This is a genomic window from Streptomyces sp. WM6378, assembly GCF_001279695.1.
GTDB lineage: Bacteria > Actinomycetota > Actinomycetes > Streptomycetales > Streptomycetaceae > Streptomyces.
Genome location: NZ_LGDD01000028.1, coordinates 1 through 16,816 on the forward strand (window position 1 = coordinate 1; position 16,816 = coordinate 16,816).

14 protein-coding genes are annotated in these 16,816 nt (G+C 68.9%); 4 read left to right on the plus strand and 10 right to left on the minus strand.

All coding sequences use genetic code 11. The features are described from left to right. Positions 1 to 730 (plus strand): zinc ribbon domain-containing protein (locus tag ADK54_RS05185; protein ID WP_199826870.1); only part of this gene is annotated, 730 nt, incomplete at its 5' end. 172 nt (positions 731 to 902) lie between these two features. Here ADK54_RS05185 and ADK54_RS05190 read toward each other — a convergent pair. From ADK54_RS05190 to aspS, 5 genes are all read right to left on the minus strand, one after another. Beyond that, positions 903 to 2,318, minus strand: a complete 1,416-nt coding sequence (locus ADK54_RS05190; protein ID WP_199826871.1) for a DUF6177 family protein — start codon at positions 2,316 to 2,318, stop codon at positions 903 to 905. Between the two features lie 309 nt (positions 2,319 to 2,627). Beyond that, complete coding sequence (locus tag ADK54_RS45675) at positions 2,628 to 2,993, minus strand: DUF6086 family protein (RefSeq protein WP_159047630.1); 366 nt, start codon at positions 2,991 to 2,993, stop codon at positions 2,628 to 2,630. Continuing rightward, positions 2,990 to 5,047: a hypothetical protein gene (locus ADK54_RS05195; protein ID WP_053724323.1), complete on the minus strand. Its 2,058-nt coding sequence runs from the start codon at positions 5,045 to 5,047 to the stop codon at positions 2,990 to 2,992. The genes ADK54_RS45675 and ADK54_RS05195 overlap by 4 nt, the downstream gene beginning before the upstream one ends. Positions 5,048 to 5,050: 3 nt before the next feature. Then, entirely contained in the window at positions 5,051 to 5,440 is a 390-nt protein-coding gene (locus ADK54_RS05200; RefSeq protein WP_053724324.1) for a DUF6507 family protein, read from the minus strand. A gap of 310 nt (positions 5,441 to 5,750) precedes the next feature. Further along, the gene (gene aspS / locus ADK54_RS05205) at positions 5,751 to 7,517 is read right to left on the minus strand and encodes an aspartate--tRNA ligase (protein WP_053724333.1); all 1,767 of its coding nucleotides are present in this window, start codon (positions 7,515 to 7,517) and stop codon (positions 5,751 to 5,753) included. 148 nt (positions 7,518 to 7,665) lie between these two features. Between aspS and ADK54_RS05210 the strand changes: the two genes are divergently transcribed. Beyond that, positions 7,666 to 9,831: a SpoIIE family protein phosphatase gene (locus ADK54_RS05210; RefSeq protein ID WP_053724325.1), complete on the plus strand. Its 2,166-nt coding sequence runs from the start codon at positions 7,666 to 7,668 to the stop codon at positions 9,829 to 9,831. Here the strand turns inward: ADK54_RS05210 and ADK54_RS05215 are convergent. From ADK54_RS05215 to ADK54_RS05235, 5 genes are all read right to left on the minus strand, one after another. Next, the gene (locus ADK54_RS05215) at positions 9,777 to 10,859 is read right to left on the minus strand and encodes an AI-2E family transporter (protein ID WP_053724326.1); all 1,083 of its coding nucleotides are present in this window, start codon (positions 10,857 to 10,859) and stop codon (positions 9,777 to 9,779) included. The two genes, ADK54_RS05210 and ADK54_RS05215, sit on opposite strands and share 55 nt — an antisense overlap. A 548-nt stretch (positions 10,860 to 11,407) precedes the next feature. After that, positions 11,408 to 12,364 (minus strand): pirin family protein, encoded by a 957-nt coding sequence (locus tag ADK54_RS05220; protein WP_053724327.1) that lies wholly within the window; start codon positions 12,362 to 12,364, stop codon positions 11,408 to 11,410. Between the two features lie 153 nt (positions 12,365 to 12,517). Continuing rightward, positions 12,518 to 12,979, minus strand: coding sequence for an SseB family protein (locus ADK54_RS05225; RefSeq protein WP_053724328.1), 462 nt, complete (start codon positions 12,977 to 12,979; stop codon positions 12,518 to 12,520). Positions 12,980 to 13,023: 44 nt separating this feature from the next. Then, on the minus strand, positions 13,024 to 13,317 hold the full coding sequence (locus tag ADK54_RS05230) for a DUF397 domain-containing protein (RefSeq protein WP_053724329.1): 294 nt from the start codon (positions 13,315 to 13,317) through the stop codon (positions 13,024 to 13,026). Then, positions 13,298 to 14,149, minus strand: coding sequence for a helix-turn-helix domain-containing protein (locus tag ADK54_RS05235; RefSeq protein ID WP_053724330.1), 852 nt, complete (start codon positions 14,147 to 14,149; stop codon positions 13,298 to 13,300). Before ADK54_RS05235 ends, ADK54_RS05230 begins: the two co-directional genes overlap by 20 nt. 116 nt (positions 14,150 to 14,265) lie before the next feature. Between ADK54_RS05235 and ADK54_RS05240 the strand changes: the two genes are divergently transcribed. Next, positions 14,266 to 14,502, plus strand: a complete 237-nt coding sequence (locus ADK54_RS05240; protein ID WP_234391928.1) for a hypothetical protein — start codon at positions 14,266 to 14,268, stop codon at positions 14,500 to 14,502. A 114-nt stretch (positions 14,503 to 14,616) separates the two neighbouring features. Then, on the plus strand, positions 14,617 to 16,446 hold the full coding sequence (locus tag ADK54_RS05245) for an acyl-CoA dehydrogenase (protein WP_053724331.1): 1,830 nt from the start codon (positions 14,617 to 14,619) through the stop codon (positions 16,444 to 16,446). The last annotated feature ends 370 nt before the right edge of the window (positions 16,447 to 16,816 follow it).

Sequence of the window (16,816 nt, forward strand, 5' to 3'; positions counted from 1 at the left end):
GGTGAGGACGGCAACCCCCACCCCCGCCCCGGAAAACGGCACGCCGTGCCCCGCCTGCGGCACCCCGAACCACCAGCACCGCAACTTCTGCCGAAGCTGCGCGACCCCGCTGACCCCGCGCCGCGAGGACAACGCGACGGGCCCGTACGCGGGCCAGCGCCCCCCGCTGCACAGGGACAGGAAGCGCTGGATAGCAAGGGCGCTGGTGGCAGCGGCAGTTGTGGCAGTGGTCGTCGGCGGCGTCATAGGCGGCCCCCCGGCGGCAAGGGCGGTCCAGGACCACTTCGCGAAGCGAGTGGCCGTACACCCGACGGCGTGGGCGGCATCCCACTCGGACCCGGCGCACAAACCAGACCTGGCGGGCGACAGCTACTCCAACACGTGGTGGGGCACGGGCTACGCGGACGACGCGGCGGGCACGTACCTGGAAGCGACGTTCGGCCAGCCGACGGACCTGCTGGCGTTGCTGATCACCCCGGGCACCTCGAAGCGCCAGGGCCAGCAGTCGGAACAGGCCCGCCCGCAGGAATTCGACCTGGTGGTGACCGACTCCAGCGGCAAGCAGCACACGTCGCACCGATCCCTCAACGACGGCGGCGTGCAGCGCGTAGACGTCCGAGTACGGGACGCGGTATCGGTCCGCATCATCCTGCGCTCAGCCTTCGGCGCAGCCAAGGACAAGCAAGTGGCAATAGCAGAGGTGGAGTTCTTCGCCCGCTCGAAGAACTGAGGCACGTCGGGGTGCGGAGAAGCCCAAGGCTTCCCCGCACCCCTCCGAGGGAGGCGGGTGCGTATACGCGCCTGTCCGGTCCCGGATCTGTCTCATCCGAGCCCCCCCCCGGCCGGGGAGGGCTGTCACGGAGACGTGGGCACGCCGTCGCGGGGCCGAGCCTTTGACTTATCTAATTCAAGTGCTGGGTGAGGTGCCGCAGTTTGGTCCAGGCTTCCGGTTGGGCGCCGTCCCCGAGGGTGTAGTGGAGTGCGGGGGCGGTGGCAGGGCCGAGCCGGGCCGGCACCAAGTGTGGGGAAGGGGCTTCAGCGCGGGCGAGGCCGGTCTGACGTACGGCGTCGGGGCCGAGCGTGAAGGACACCGGCACGGGCAGGGCCTCGAAGTATGAGGGGACGGTCAGGTCACTACGGCCGGTACGCAATGTGGTGAGCATGGTGGCCAGATGGTGCCGGGTGGTGAGCACGCGGGCCAGTTCGGGCAGTGCAGCCAGGGGCGGGGTGTTGCCGGGGCTGTAACCGAACGCCACGGCGATGTGTTCCTCGATGCCTGCGGGAGTGTGCAGGACTCGCGTGGTGGCGATGGCGGGGTGTTCCGGGTCACCGATGGTGATGAGCCAGGTGGGTGCGGACTTTTGGGCGCGGGTGCGGGCGACGTCGGTCAACTGCCGTCTGGACCAGGGGAGGTTGACAGGTTCGGCGGTGCCCCACCCGGCGGGGCGGGTCCCGGTCAGGTGCTGACAGGCGGCCTCGATGGCGCCGCCCAGGAGCAGGCCTTCGGTGGCGGGTTGGATGGTGCGTATGGAGAGCAGCAGTTGCTGTCCGACGGGGGCGGCTGCGGCGTCCTGGTCGGACTTGAAGGGCTCGGCGATGCGGGCGTTGCCGCTTTCGTCGGGTGCGGGCACGAAGGCGCCGTTGTGCCAGCGGAGTTGGATGCCTGAGACGCCGTCGTAGTAGCCGTGTTCGGGGTGCTGGATGATCCAGCGGTTGGGGTGAGCGGCGAGTGCGGCGCGGGTGGGCTGGGTGAGGCGGCAGGATGGAGGGGTGAGGAGTTGCAGGGCCCGTCCGCCGGCTGCCGCGGCGCTCAGGGCATCCGAGAGCCAGGTGGTCAGGGCAATGACCGGGCGGTCCTGGAGGATGACGGAGGCGTGATCGGTCTGGATGTCCACGGCCGGCGGGAGGTCGCCGAGCGTCGTGGACGGGGTGAGGCCGGTGGTGGGGACGACGTCGGTGTGGGCGACATGGGGTGGCCAGACGATGCCTCCCAGCACGGTGGTCAGGCGTCCGGCGAAGGAAGCGGCGAGGCGCTCGCCCTCGGGGACGGCGGTGGTCGCACGGGCCTCCGTCCACCAGAACGGGCCCTCCGGTAGCGGCACTTGGTCGCCGAGCAGACGGCGGGCCTCGTGCGGGTGATGAACCAGGTGCGGGGTCTCGACGGAGACGAGGGGAGCTCCGTCGGCGGTACAGAGCTGGAGGACCGCCCCGTCGGCGAGAGCGTTGACGCGCAGATCGGGACCGCCCGCGTACAGGCCCGCGAGCACGGTGGACGGGTCGGGCATGGTCGGGGTGAGGGCGATGACGTCCTTGGTCACGGCTGGGGTTCTTCCGTCGGGGGGCGTCGCTTGATTGGCGGGCACCTGGGTGAGTTGGTGGCGTCGGCGCCAACGGAGGGCGAGGGTGTCACCGCCCGGCCAGCGGGGCGCCTAGAGGCCGACCAGGACCTGGCTATCGGTGCGTTCGCCGATCAGGAGGAGGGCGGTGTTGACGATACTGCGAGCATCTTGGAGAACAGTTCCTGCCGTGTTCGGAGGAGTCGCGACGCGGCGGTGACAATGCGGGCCAGGACTGCAGTGTGAAACCACTCGATGTCGAAACGCCACCGACTCTGTGAGACCCAGAAATTATCCCTTCGGCATGGATCGCGCCAAGGTCGCCTGCTTGTGACTCCACATTTCCGATAGTTCGGGCTGCAGTGAAGGTGCTGTTCCGTTGATGCGCTCGACAAGGACCGACGCCACTGAAGTGAAGCCCTCGATAAGCGACTTGATTACTTCATTGTTCGTGGACTGGTAAGTACTGACGATCGCATCAACGAAACCAGAGAACGTGCGTGGATCGATTTCGCACTCATCTTCGATGATCTCGCCAAGTCCGCTGGGATGGTCAACGAGTTCCGAGATGCCGACTGCTTGCCTCAAGAAGAGGCGTGCGACAGAATTCGACGGATTCCAAACCTCGTTGTCTTCGACTTGGAAGTAGCAACTCACTCGGCCCACCGCACCTTTACTTCAACATTCGGATTATTAGCTCGCCATTGTTCTACGCCGGATTCTACCGCAGCCCTGAACTCGGGGGTGGCTCCCGGCTCGGTGAAGTCCAAGCCCATGGGGGCGTTCTCGTATCCCTTCATGTGAGGCCGCGCCCGGACATAGGAATCCAATTTCTTGAACACGTGCTTACTGATCCACTTCGGCACGTTTACGCGTGGGTCTTGGCCGGTCGCGGTCTTTTCTTCCCAGAGAGTTCCATCGTGGATCCTGTCGATGTCCGTGATGGTATCGGCCCAGTTCTCGGGGTTGTCGACGATATAGTTGCTATCGCCTTCACGCGGAGGGCGAACGCGATTTGATGAACCGTCCTCACCCGGGGCGGTTGGGTGAGTGCCGTGCTGCGCGGCGTCTCCGCTCCCGTGATCCGGGTCAGCTCCGCTGCCATCGTGCCCAGGCGTATGTGACGGATCGTGTGGCGTGCCGTTGCCCCCGTCGTTGTGCGAGGCGTGACCTGGACTCTCGTGGCCGTGACCGCCGCCACCGGAAGGCGTGTACGAAGCGCCGCCACCGCCGCTCGGCGTGTGGGAGCCGCCACCACCTGACGCCGTATGCGAACCCGCACCGCTGCCCGAGCCGCCGCTTGGCGCATGGTGAGCGGCCTGCGGGGGCAGTTTTTCCCCAGCATGCGCACTGGCTTCAGGTGTTCGCGACCCGACCCCGACGGGATGGCGTTCGGGCACGCCGGGCGGTGCGTCCGGCGTAGTCGGCTGGTTTGCTTTCGCGTTCGAGGGTGCCGGTTGGGTGATCGGCTTGCCGTCTTTGCCGTACGGGATGAATTCGCCGTCTTTGATGACGACTTTGGAACCGTCGTTCAGTTCCCAGACGCTGTGGATGTGGTCCGCGCTGGAGCCGACTCGGATGCGGGAGGCGAGTTCGGCGACGCTGGGCATCTTGCTGACCGCCGTGCCGCCTATCTTCAGGCCGGCCGCGACGGGGTCGAGGTAGGTGATGAGGTTGGCTGCGGCCGTGGCCGCTCGGCTTGCCTTGGAAGCGGCCTCGCCGGCCTCGCCCGCTTTGCCCGCTCCCCGCAGCACCCCGCCGACGATCCCGGTGCCGAAGTTGAAGGTGACGACGCCCGCGGCCTTGCTGGGGTTGTCCTTCCAGTCGTCCCACGCGACCAGCCCTTTGAAGAATTCGCGGGTGGCCGCCTTGGCGTGCTCCTCTTCGGGATCCGGGGCGGCCGGGCCGATGGTGTGGTCCATCACCCAGTCGTAGGGGGATGCGGTGTACAGGCCGATCCCGGTGACGACGTCCTTGAGGCCGCCCCATGCCTCACTGGCAGAGCCGCCAATGCCGAACAGATGCCCCAGACCCTCGAAGGTGTCTCCGACGCCGCCGACGAGGAAGCCGTCCCAGACGTAGTTCTTGGCGAAGTAGTCGATCTCCCAGAGGTGGTGGGACTCGGATTCGGGTGTGCCCCAGGGCAGCTTCTCGGCGTGCTTGAGGCTGTCGGGGGAGTAGCCGTACATCACCGTCTGGGCGTTGGAGGTGTGGCTGCCGTCGTCGTACACGAACTTCGGGCCGCCGACGATCGCCGAGATCTTGCTCGCGGCCCGGTTCTCGGCGTCCCGGAAAGCACTCTCCGCGGAGCTCACGCCGTCCAGGAGCGCTTGGTGCCGGTTGACCTTGTCCTCGTCGTACGTCCAGTCGTGCTCGCCGTCGACACTGTCGACGAACGTGAGGGCATCGCTCTTGAGCTGGGCCAGCTGCTTGGCGAGCGGACGGGCCTCGACGGAGAACGTCTCCAGTGCGTCGGCCACCGTCTCCAGGTTCTGGGCGAAGGTCTCGGCCTTGTCCATCACCGGCCGGGTGGTGCCCAGGAGCTGTTCGGCCTCGGGCGCTCTGTAGACACCGGCCAGGGCCTGGAAGCGGGAGTGCACATCCTTGCCGCCGTTGCGGATGCCCGTGGCATCCGTGCGCAGCGCGGAGATGTCCTTGTCCAACTGGTCCAGGTTGCCGAGGAACTGAGGTATGCCGGACGGCTCGATCACGTGCTACTTCTTCCCGTCCTGCGAACCGCCCGGCGCGGGCAGCTTCACCTCCGGCGCGGACAGCGCCGTGTGCTCGGCGTTCGCGGCCATCTCAAGGTTCCCGACGACGTAATACGCGGTGGCCTGGCGCGCGCCGTTCACCGACTTGGCCGCGCGGGCCCCGAGGAACAGCACATCGCCCGCGGTCTTCTCCACGAACAGCTCCAGCGCCGCCCCGATCGGCCCGATCGGTTTCGCCCCGCAGTAGGCGCCGCTGATCGTTCCGGCGGAACCCGCGGCGCTGGTCACGTTCGTCCCGTACGACGTGACGGACTTGGCCACGTCGTCCATCGCCACCCCGACCAGCGAAGTCACCGACTCCACCCCGGACTGCGAGACATCCCACCCCGACACACCAATTCCCCGTTCCTTGCGTCCCCGTGAATCAACTACTGCTGTGCCGCGCCTCAGCCGATGGCGACGACAGCGGCCTTCGCCTTCGACAACGTCGACTGCGCGGTCCCGTCGTTCAGCTCCAGCGTGCCGTCCCGCGAGTGAGCAGTCACCCACGCCCCGTACGCCCCACTGTCAAGGTCAATTCCTATCGAACGGGCGTTGCAGACGCAATGCGGTTCTGAGCCAGGGGAGCGGACCAGGGAAACAAACCAACCCCCCGAGCCAAGGCCCAGGGGGTTGGAGGGGGCAACGCCCCTTATGGAAATGCCTACTTCTCCGCCACCGGCTTGCGCAGGGCGATGTTCAGCTCGCGCAGGCGGGACTCGTCCAGCTCCGTCGGCGCGCCCATCATCAGGTCCTGCGCGTTGCCGTTCAGCGGGAACGCGATGGTCTCTCGGATGTTCGGCTCGTCCGCGAGCAGCATCACCATGCGGTCGACGCCCGGCGCGATGCCACCGTGCGGCGGCGCGCCGAGGCGGAACGCCTTGAGCATGCCGCCGAACTCGCGCTCCACGGTCTCCCGGTCGTACCCCGCGATCTCGAACGCCTTGAACATGATCTCGGGCTCGTGGTTACGGATCGCGCCCGACGACAGCTCGATGCCGTTGCACACGATGTCGTACTGCCAGCCCAGGACGTCCAGCGGGTCCTGGGTCTCCAGGGCCTCCAGGCCGCCCTGGGGCATCGAGAACGGGTTGTGCGAGAAGTCGATCTTGCCGGTCTCCTCGTCCTTCTCGTACATCGGGAAGTCGACGATCCAGCAGAACCGGAACACGCCCTCCTCGAAGTGCCCGGCGCGCTTGGCGGCCTCGACGCGTACGCCCGACATGATCTTGGAGACCTCGTCGAACTCGCCCGCGCCGAAGAACACCGCGTGCCCGGGGACGAGGCCGAGGCGCTCGGTGAGCACCTTGACGTTCTCATCAGTGAGGAACTTGGCGATCGGGCCCGACAGCGAACCGTCCTCGGCGACGCGCACCCAGGCCAGGCCCTTCGCGCCGAGCGAGACGGCGTAGTCGCCGAGGCCGTCGAAGAACTTGCGCGACTGGGCGGCCACGTCCGGAACGGGCAGCGCGCGGACGTGCTTGCCGGCGAACGCCTTGAACTCCGAGCCCTCGAACACGTCGGTGATGTCGGCGAGTTCGAGCTTGGCGCGCAGGTCGGGCTTGTCGTTGCCGTACTTCAGCATCGACTCGCGGAACGGGATCCGCGGGAACGGGGACGTGACGTGGCGGCCGCCGCCGAACTCCTCGAAGAGCTCGGTCATGAGCTTCTCGATGGGCTGGAAGACGTCCTCCTGCTCGACGAAGCTCATCTCGACGTCGAGCTGGTAGAACTCGCCCGGCGAGCGGTCGGCGCGGGCGTCCTCGTCACGGAAGCAGGGCGCGATCTGGAAGTACCGGTCGAAGCCGGAGATCATCAGGAGCTGCTTGAACTGCTGCGGGGCCTGCGGCAGCGCGTAGAACTTGCCCGGGTTCAGACGGGACGGCACCACGAAGTCACGGGCGCCCTCGGGGGAGGTGGCCGCCAGGATCGGGGTGGCCATCTCGTTGAAGCCGAGCGCGACCATCTTCGAGCGGATCGAGGCGATCACGGCGCTGCGCAGCATGATGTTGCGGTGCATGCGCTCGCGGCGCAGGTCCAGGAAGCGGTACTCCAGGCGCCGCTCCTCGTTCACGCCGTCGTCGGCGTTGATCGTGAAGGGCAGCGGGGCGGCGGCGCCGAGCACCTCGACCTCGCCGACCTCGATCTCGATCTCGCCGGTCGCCAGCTCACCGTTCACGTTCTCGGCGCCGCGCGAGACGACCTTGCCGTCGACGCGTACGACGGTCTCCTTGGACAGCTTGTCCAGGGCCTCCGCGCCGGCCGTGCCGGGCCGGGCGACCAGCTGCGTGATGCCGTAGTGGTCCCGCAGGTCGATGAAGAGAATGCCGCCCAGGTCTCGGCGATTGTGCAGCCAGCCGCTCAGCCGGACGTCGCTGCCGACGTCGGAGGCGCGGAGCTCACCGCAGGTGTGGGACCGGTACCGGTGCATCATTCATCCAATTCTTCGCGAACCGTGGCCGCGACTCTTCGCGAGATTCTTCGCGAGACAGGCGGGAATCAACCAGTCCAGGTTACCGCCCGGTCCTGGGGGCCACTCTCGGTGGCGGCCGGTCCCCGGATCTTCTTAAATAGGGGCAATGCGCACAGAGGACGTCCTGGCCGCGATCGCGACTGGCCTGTGGCGCTGGGACAACGCAGCCGGGACGGTCACCCTCGACGCAGAGGCCGCCCGGCTCCTCGGTCTGCCCGCGCAGCAGGCCACCCTGAGCGAGGCCGCCGTACGCTCCCGCTTCCACCCGGTGGACTGGAACGAGGTCGACGGCATCGTGAACCTCGCCGTCGCCGAGGGCACCCTCGCCGAGGTCCGGCTGCGGATCATGGACGAGAGCGGCCGGGTCCTGCGCACCGTGCGCAGCCGCTCCAAGCCCATCATGAACGGCGAGGACTACGTCCTGATCGGCACCATCCAAGAGGTCGCCGAGCCGCAGCCCGGCACCACCGCCGCCCACCCCTCCATCACCGGCGACTGGCGGCGCTCGCGCGAGGCCTTCCTGCTCGACGCCGGCCGCGCGCTCGCCGAGGCCCGCTCCACCTCCGAGGTGCTCAGGGTCGCCGCCTCGCTCTCCATGCCGGGCTTCTCGCCGGACGGCCTCGCCGTATTCGGGGTGGCCGGCGAGCGCCTCACGATCATCGGGCACCACGGGCACAATCCCGGGGACGACGGCCCGTTCACGGACATGGCGCTCGACATGGACTATCCGGCCGCCGACGTCGTACGCACCGGACGGGCCATCTACCTGCCGACCCCGCAGGAGTACCGCCGCCGCTTCCCCACCACCTGGCCACTGGCCCAGCGCTTCGACCGCCAGTCGTGGGCGTTCGTCCCGCTGATCGTCGCAGGGCGCACCATCGGCGCCTGGATGGCGGCGTTCAAGCACCCCGTCGCCTTCACCCCCGACGAGCGCTCGGTCCTCACCACGGTGGCCCGCATGCTGGCGCAGGCCCTGGCCCGGGCGGGCGAGGCCGAGAGCGAACGCGAGCTCTCGCTCGGGCTGCAGCGCTCGATGATGCCCACGCTCGGCCCCGAGATCCCCGGCATGACGATCGCGGCCCGCTACGTCCCGACCGGCGGCGGCCTCCAGGTCGGCGGCGACTGGTACGACATGATCCCGCTGCCCGGCTCCCGGACGGGGGCCGGCGGAGGCAGGTTCGCGCTGGTCATCGGCGACGTACAGGGCCACGACGTGCGGGCGGCCGGGCTCATGGGCCAGCTGCGGATCGCGCTGCGGGCCTACGCCAGCGAGGGCCACAGCCCCGACGCGGTCCTCTCGCGCGCCTCCCGTTTCCTGTACGGGATCACCGAGTCGGACGGGGTGCCCGACCCGTACGGCGACGGGCACGAGGACTACGCGCCGCGCTTCGCGACCTGCCTGTACATCGAGGTCGACCCCGCCACCGGCACCCTCGACGTCGCCCGGGCCGGCCACCCCGACCCGGTGATCCGCACCGCCGACGGCACCGCCCTGATCCGCCCCACCGCGGGCGGCCTCCCGCTCGGCATCGAGGCGGACTCCGACTACCCGACGACCCGGCTCGTACTCGACCCCGCCGAGACGATCATGATCTGCACGGACGGCCTGATCGAGACCGGCGGCCACGACATGGCCAGCGGCTGGACGCGGCTGCGCCCGGTCCTGGAGACGCACACCGGCGACAGCCTGGAGCAGCTCGCCGACGAACTCGTCCAGGCCGTGCACGGCCCCTCCTCGCACCACACCACGGGCCCGCTGGTCGACCGCCGCGAGGACGACATCGCGCTGCTGCTGCTCCGCCGCAACGTCACCGTCGGCGCCGGCGCGGTCCCGCCCGCCCCGGTCCGCCGCACCGCACTGACCATCGCCCAGGCCGAACCCGAGCGCATCGCGGGCGCCCGCCGCCAGCTCCGCGAGCTCCTGCACGACTGGACGGACGAGGAGCAGATCGACTCGGCGGTCCTGATGATCTCCGAGATGATCACCAACGTGCTGGTCCACACCGACGGCGACGCGCTGCTCGTGGCGGAGGCGCGCGGCCCGCTCGGCACCCGCCGCCTGCGCGTCGAGGTGGCCGACGCGAGCGACGAACTCCCGCACCGGCGCCGCCCCGGCGAGATGGCCTCCAGCGGCCGCGGCCTGATCCTGATGGAGATGCTGGCGGACGCGTGGGGGGTCGACCCCAGGGGCGACGGGAAGTCGATCTGGTTCGAGCTCTACGAGCCCGGGGCGGCAGGCTCTTCCGACCCTGCTGACCCGTCCTCGGAGTAACGCTTCCGCAGCTCCCCCAGCACGGCGAAGGCGGCCGCCGCGACCGGTACGGCGAGCAACATGCCGATGAGGCCCGCGACGCTGGCACCCGCGGTCAGCGCGATCATGATCATCGCGGGGTGCATCTGGACGGTACGGCTCTGGATGACGGGCTGGAGGATGTGCCCTTCGAGCTGCTGCACGGCGAGCACGATGCCGAGCGTCCACAGCGCGATGCCGAACCCGCGGTCGGCGAGCGCCACGAGCACGGCGACGGCCCCGGAGACGAAGGCGCCCAGGTAGGGGATGTACGCCCCGATGAAGACGAGCGCGCCGAGCCCGAGAGCGCCGGGCACGCGCAGAATGACCAGCCCCACCGTGATGCAGACGGCATCGATGAAGGCGATGAGCGTGGTCCCCCGCATGAACCCCTCGACCGCCTCGAAGGCGCGCCGTGCCATGGCCTCGACGGTGTCGCCGGTGCCGCGCGGGGCGAGGGAGTCAGCGAGGTCGACGGCCCGGTCGGAGTCCTTGAGGAAGAAGAAGGTGAGCAGGAGCGCGAGCACGCTGGTGGCGAGGAGCGAGCCGAGCAGGCTGAGCCCTTCGAGCAGCCCGCTGGCCGCGCCCGCCCCGAACTTGGAGAGCAGCCGCTTGGCGTTGTCGGCGAGGTTGGTGACGCCGTCCCCGCCGGCCACCCCGAAGTGGTCGGCCACCCACTGCCCGGCCTGCTTGAGCGAGGCGACGATCTGGTCGCCGGTGTCGATGAGCGCGCTGACGACGACGTATCCGGCCCCGCCGACCACCGCGACGAGCGCGACGCAGGTGAGCGCGGCAGCGAGCGACCGCTTGAGCTTCATCCGGATCAGCCACCGGTGCACGGGCCCGAGCAGGGCGGTGCCGAGCAGGGCGAGCAGCACGGGGGTGACGGCGGTCTTGAACACGACGCAGAGCCAGACGCCGACGCCCACGACCCCGGCGACGAGCAGCACGAGAACGCACCACGCGCCGAGCCGCCGGGCGGGTTCGGGGAGGAGGGTGCGTGTATCCACCCTGCCAGCGGACCACGGGGCGTCCGGGACGGCGCGGCATACGGTCCGCCTGGGTGACGCGGCGTCAGTTTCCCCCACCCCGCTGGCGCAACGGGATGCGCCGGGGTTCCGCCCCGTGGCCTCCGGGGCAGCTCGGCCGGGCGTGCTGGGGCTCCGCCCCAGACCCCGTGGGCCCCTCCCCGCCCCTTCCCTAGACCCTCCGGGGGAGAGTTCGTCGGGTACGGACCGTGCGTGGTCGCTCGCGCAGTTCCCCGCGCCCCTACCAGGATCGATGCTGGCGGGGGCGGCGTCTTCAGCCCGTCCGGCGTTTGAGGACGAGCGCCCTTAAGGCGCGAACGGGGGTGCAGGGGGCGGAGCCCCCTGCGGGGGTTCGAGGGGCGCAGCCCCTCAGGGGGTCTGGGGCGCAGCCCCTCAGGGGGTCTGGGGCGCAGCCCCTCAGGGGGTCTGGGGCGCAGCCCCAGGGGACCGGAACCAACCAACCCCGAGCAACGGGCGGGCGGGTGGGCAAACCCCCCGGGGGCTGGGGCGGAGCCCCAGGGGGACCCGGGTTACATGCCGTGGACCGCCGGGATCGTGCCGAGGCGGCCCTTCTGGAAGTCCTCGAAGGCCTGCTCAAGCTCCGCCCGCGTGTTCATCACGAACGGCCCGTAGTGCGCCATCGGCTCCCGGATCGGCTGCCCCCCGAGCAGCACGACCTCCAGGTCGGGGGCGTTGGAATCCTGCTTCTCGTCCGCGCGGACGGTCAGTGAACCGCCCTCGCCGAACACCGCGGTCTGCCCCATGTGCACGGGCCGCCGCTCCGCGCCGACCGAGCCGCGCCCGGCCAGCACGTACGCGAGGCCGTTGAAGTCCTCCCGCCACGGCAGCGTGACGGACGCGCCCGGCCGCAGCGTGGCGTGCACCATCGTGATCGGGGTGTGCGTGATGCCGGGGCCGTCGTGCCCGTCGAGCGAACCGGCGATGACCCGCATCAGCGCGCCACCGTCCGGCGAGGTGAGCAACTGGACGGAACCGCTGCGGATGTCCTGGTAGCGCGGGGCCATCATCTTGTCCCGGGCCGGCAGGTTCACCCACAGCTGGAGCCCGTGGAAGAGACCGCCCGACATGACCAGCTGCTCCGGCGGCGCCTCGATGTGGAGCAGACCGGACCCGGCCGTCATCCACTGGGTGTCACCGTTGGTGATCGTGCCGCCACCACCGTTGGAGTCCTGGTGGTCGAAGATCCCGTCGATGATGTACGTGACGGTCTCGAAGCCGCGGTGCGGGTGCCACGGGGTGCCCTTCGGCTCGCCCGGCGCGTACTCCACCTCACCCATCTGGTCCATCATGATGAACGGGTCGAGGTACTTGTAGTTGATCCCGGCGAACGCGCGGCGCACCGGGAATCCCTCCCCCTCGAACCCCTGGGGCGCGGTGGTCACGGCAAGGACTGGCCGCGCCGAGGCGCCCTCCGGCGCGGACACGCGCGGCAGGGTCAGCGGGTTTTCGACGGTCACAGCAGGCATGGGACGGCCCTCCTTGCGGGATGCTCTACATCCAAAGTAGTTGAATGCTGAACATCTGGCAATGCGGATGCATTCCCGCGCGGCCCGGACACGCCTCGGGCCCGCACCCCCAAGGGGTACGGGCCCGAGACCGAGGCCGTTCAGAGCTACGAGCTATCCGTACATCCGCCGCATCGCGAAGTCGACCATCTGCTCCACGGCCTTCGCGTCGAAGACCATCCGGTGGTCGCCCTCCATGTCGAGCACGAAGCCGTACCCGGTGGGCAGCAGGTCGATCACCTCGGCGCCGGTGATGACGAAGTACTTGGACTCCTTGCCCGCGTACCGGCGCAGCTCCTTGAGCGAGGTGAACATCGGGATGACCGGCTGCTGGGTGTTGTGCAGCGCCAGGAACCCCGGGTTGTCGCCGCGCGGGCAGTACACCTTGGACGAGGCGAAGATCTGCTGGAAGTCCTCGGCCGAGAGCGACCCGGTCGTGAACGCCCGCACCGCGTCGGCGAGCGAGGGCGGCGACGGCTCGGGGTACAGCGGCTGCTCCCCGTACCCGCCCTGCATCTGCTGCTGGGGCGGGGCGTACTGCTGCTGGGCACCCGGGTTCTGGTCGTAGCCGTACATGGGGCCACAGCCTACCGACGCGACGTGGCGGCGAACACCGCGTCTCAGGCGCGAAGCGCCGCGCTCTTGACCGCCTGAACGAAGGGCGCCCAAGCGCTGGCCGCGATGACGATTGCCGGGCCGCCCAGCACCTTGGAGTCCCGGACGGGGACGACGCCGGGGAGGTTGTCGGCGACCTCGACGCAGTCCCCGCCGGTGCCATTGCTGTACGTGCTCTTACGCCAGCGAGCCGCGCCAAGGAAACCCTCGGCCACCTCGACGCACTCGCCGCCGGTGCCGTTGCTGTAGCTGCTCTTGCGCCAGAACGCCGCAGTCAAATCAACATCGCTGCTTGCCATTTCGGAAGTCCTCTGCCGTCTTTTCGATCATGGCGAGGGACGCCTGGGGGGACAGAGCGGCGGCCCTGAGCAGATCGTACGACCTCCGGTATTGCTTCACGAGGGCCGGATAGTCGACGAGTTGACCGCTGTGCAGGCCCTCCATGTAGGCAACGGGGGGCGCATCAGGGAAGGTCATCACCCTGGCAGTCCCCATCATGAACGGATGGGAAGCGACTGTTTCCGGCACGATCTGCAAAATGCCGCGCGTAGCGTGGATCACCTCGGCGGCGTGCTCCAGCAGTTCGGCCATCTGCAACGGCGGCAGCACCCGCCGCCGGACCACCGACTCATCGAGGATCGCCCAGAACTCCGGGGGCTGGTCCTGCTCGAAGAGCGAGGCCCGTGCCATGCGGGCCGACACCTTCTCCTCGACCTCATCGTCAGTGGCGCGGGGCATCGCCGCCCGCACGATCGCCCTTGCATACTCCGGGGTTTGCAACAGTCCGGGCACCAGCATGGGCGCCCACTCCTCAATCGTCTCCGCCCCCCGCTCCATCTCCGCCACGTCGGCGAAGTACTCCGCATGTCCGGACTGCTTGGCCCGGCGGGCGTCTTCGCAGCGGCGTTGGAAAAAGCCGTCCGTGCCGAGGCGCTCGTCCACGTGCTTCGCCAGATCCACCGGCATCCGGCGCTCGCCGCGTTCGATCTGGCTCAGGAACGGCACGCCGCGGAAGCTGCCCTCGGCCAGTTGCTCAAGCGTGAGGCCCGCCGCCTCGCGCTTGTAGCGCAGCTCCGCACCGTAGAAGGACGGCACGTTCGCCGACGCGTCAGTGTCCTTGCGAGGGGGCACAACTCACCACCGCCATTTGCCAGTTGCTGGGCGCAATGTGAACCACTTCCGAAGGTAAAGGACTCGGCGGCACTCTGTGAGGGGTTCGTCACACACCGCACTCACAGGAGGCATCCATGAACGCGTCCACCCCCCTCACGCCCCGCCGCGACGACACGTACAAGGTCGTCATGGGGCTGCGGGCCGCGCTCGCCGCGCACGGCATCACGCTGCCCTCGCTCGGGCGGGACTTCGGTACGCCCCCGCTCGTCATCCTCGGGAACTGCAATACGGCCACCGCGCGGGCGCTCGCGGAGGCGCTGGGGGAACCGCCCCACCCGGCCCGCCCGGCCCAGCCGGGTTCCTCTGCCTGACACGTCACAGTTCTCGGCCAAAGGTTGCGCGTTATTACCGGTGGGTAGCATCATCGGAGTACTGACCTACTTGCTGGTAGATGTAACCGACACCCTGCTTACGGAGCCGTCGCCATGGGGCACTACAAGTCGAATCTCCGCGACATCGAGTTCAACCTCTTCGAGGTGCTCGGACGCGACAAGCTGTACGGCACCGGCCCGTTCGGGGAGATGGACGTCGACACCGCCAAGTCGATCCTGGAGGAGATCGCCCGTCTCGCCGAGAACGAGCTGGCCGACTCCTTCGCGGACGCCGACCGCAACCCGCCGGTCTTCGACCCGGCCACCAACACCGCTCCGGTCCCGGAGTCCTTCAAGAGCTCGTACAAGGCGTTCATGGACTCCGAGTACTGGCGCCTGGGCCTGCCCGAGGAGATCGGCGGCACCGTTTCGCCGCGCTCCCTGATCTGGGCGTACGCCGAGCTGCTGCTCGGCTCGAACCCGGCGATCTGGATGTACTCCTCGGGCCCGGCGTTCGCCGGCATCCTCTTCGCCGAGGGCAACGAGGCGCAGAAGAAGGTCGCCGAGATCGCGGTCGACAAGCGCTGGGGCTCCACGATGGTCCTGACCGAGCCGGACGCCGGTTCGGACGTCGGCGCCGGCCGCACCAAGGCCGTCCAGCAGGACGACGGCTCCTGGCACATCGAGGGCGTGAAGCGCTTCATCACCTCCGGTGAGCACGACATGGAGGAGAACATCCTCCACTACGTCCTCGCGCGTCCGGAGGGCCACGGCCCGGGCACGAAGGGGCTTTCGCTCTTCCTCGTTCCCAAGTTCCACTTCGACTGGGAGACCGGCGAGCTGGGCGAGCGCAACGGCGTGTACGCGACGAACGTCGAGCACAAGATGGGCCTGAAGGCGTCCAACACGTGCGAGATGACGTTCGGCGACCAGCACCCCGCCAAGGGCTGGCTGATCGGCGACAAGCACGACGGCATCCGCCAGATGTTCATGATCATCGAGTTCGCCCGCATGATGGTCGGCACGAAGGCGATCGCGACGCTGTCGACGGGTTACCTCAACGCCCTTGAGTACGCCAAGGAGCGCGTCCAGGGCAGCGACCTCTCGCAGTTCATGGACAAGACCGCGCCGAAGGTGACGATCACTCACCACCCGGACGTGCGCCGCTCGTTGATGACGCAGAAGGCGTACGCCGAGGGCATGCGCTCGCTCGTCCTCTACACCGCCTCCATCCAGGACGCGATCCAGGTCAAGGAGGCGGCGGGCGAGGACGCCAAGGCGCTCGTGGGCCTGAACGACCTCCTGCTGCCCATCGTGAAGGGCTACGGCTCGGAGAAGTCGTACGAGAAGCTGTCCTCCGAGTCGCTCCAGACCTTCGGCGGCTCCGGGTACCTCCAGGAGTACCCGATCGAGCAGTACATCCGTGACGCCAAGATCGACACGCTGTACGAGGGCACCACGGCGATCCAGGGCCAGGACTTCTTCTTCCGGAAGATCGTCCGGGACCAGGGCGCGTCCCTGAACGCCCTCTCCGAGGAGATCAAGAAGTTCCTCGCCGAGCAGAACGGCAACGAGGCGCTGGGCGGCGCGCTCGACTCGCTCGCCAAGGCGGCCGTCGACCTGGAGGCGATCGTCGGCACGATGATCACCGACCTGACGGCGACCGGTGAGGACGTCAAGAACATCTACAAGGTGGGGCTCAACACGACCCGCCTGCTGATGGCTTCGGGCGACGTGGTGGTCGGCTACCTGCTCCTCAAGGGTGCCGCGGTCGCCGCCGAGAAGCTGGCCTCGGCCTCCGCGAAGGACGTCCCCTTCTACACCGGCAAGATCGCGGCGGCGAAGTTCTTCGCGGCGAACGTCCTGCCGGGGGTCGGTACGGCGCGTGCGCTGGCCGAGACGGTGGACAACTCGCTGATGGAGCTGGACGAGGCGGCGTTCTAGCCTTTCTGGTCCCTGCGGAACCGGGGGCTCGGGGTGGTCGGACCCCGGGCCCCTTTCCGCTGCCCGGAAGCCCCCGTTCCGCGTGTGCGGGGGAGCAGGGTTTCCCGTACGGGGAGGCAAGGGTGCGCCGGGGCCCGGGCGGCTTTCCCCCACCCCGCCCCTTCCCGAAACCCGCCGGGGGTGGGAAAGGGGGAAGCCGGTTTCCTGGGGCTCCGCCCCAGACCCCGTTCGCGCCTGAAGGGCGCTCGTCCTCAATCTCCCCCAAGGCCTTAAGGGCCAGGGGGGACCCCATGACGGGCTGAAGATGCCAGGACTGGCCGGCACCAGTCCTGTTAGGGGCGCGGGGCTGTGACATTGTGCGGCTCCGCCG

Coding starts and splice junctions, on each gene's coding strand:
- aspS (WP_053724333.1), bottom strand. CDS start 7,517: ATGCACCGGTACCGGTCCCACACCTGCGGTGAGCTCCGCGCCTCCGAC.
- ADK54_RS05210 (WP_053724325.1), top strand. CDS start 7,666: ATGCGCACAGAGGACGTCCTGGCCGCGATCGCGACTGGCCTGTGGCGC.
- ADK54_RS05220 (WP_053724327.1), bottom strand. CDS start 12,364: ATGCCTGCTGTGACCGTCGAAAACCCGCTGACCCTGCCGCGCGTGTCC.
- ADK54_RS05225 (WP_053724328.1), bottom strand. CDS start 12,979: ATGTACGGCTACGACCAGAACCCGGGTGCCCAGCAGCAGTACGCCCCG.
- ADK54_RS05230 (WP_053724329.1), bottom strand. CDS start 13,317: ATGGCAAGCAGCGATGTTGATTTGACTGCGGCGTTCTGGCGCAAGAGC.
- ADK54_RS05240 (WP_234391928.1), top strand. CDS start 14,266: ATGAACGCGTCCACCCCCCTCACGCCCCGCCGCGACGACACGTACAAG.
- ADK54_RS05245 (WP_053724331.1), top strand. CDS start 14,617: ATGGGGCACTACAAGTCGAATCTCCGCGACATCGAGTTCAACCTCTTC.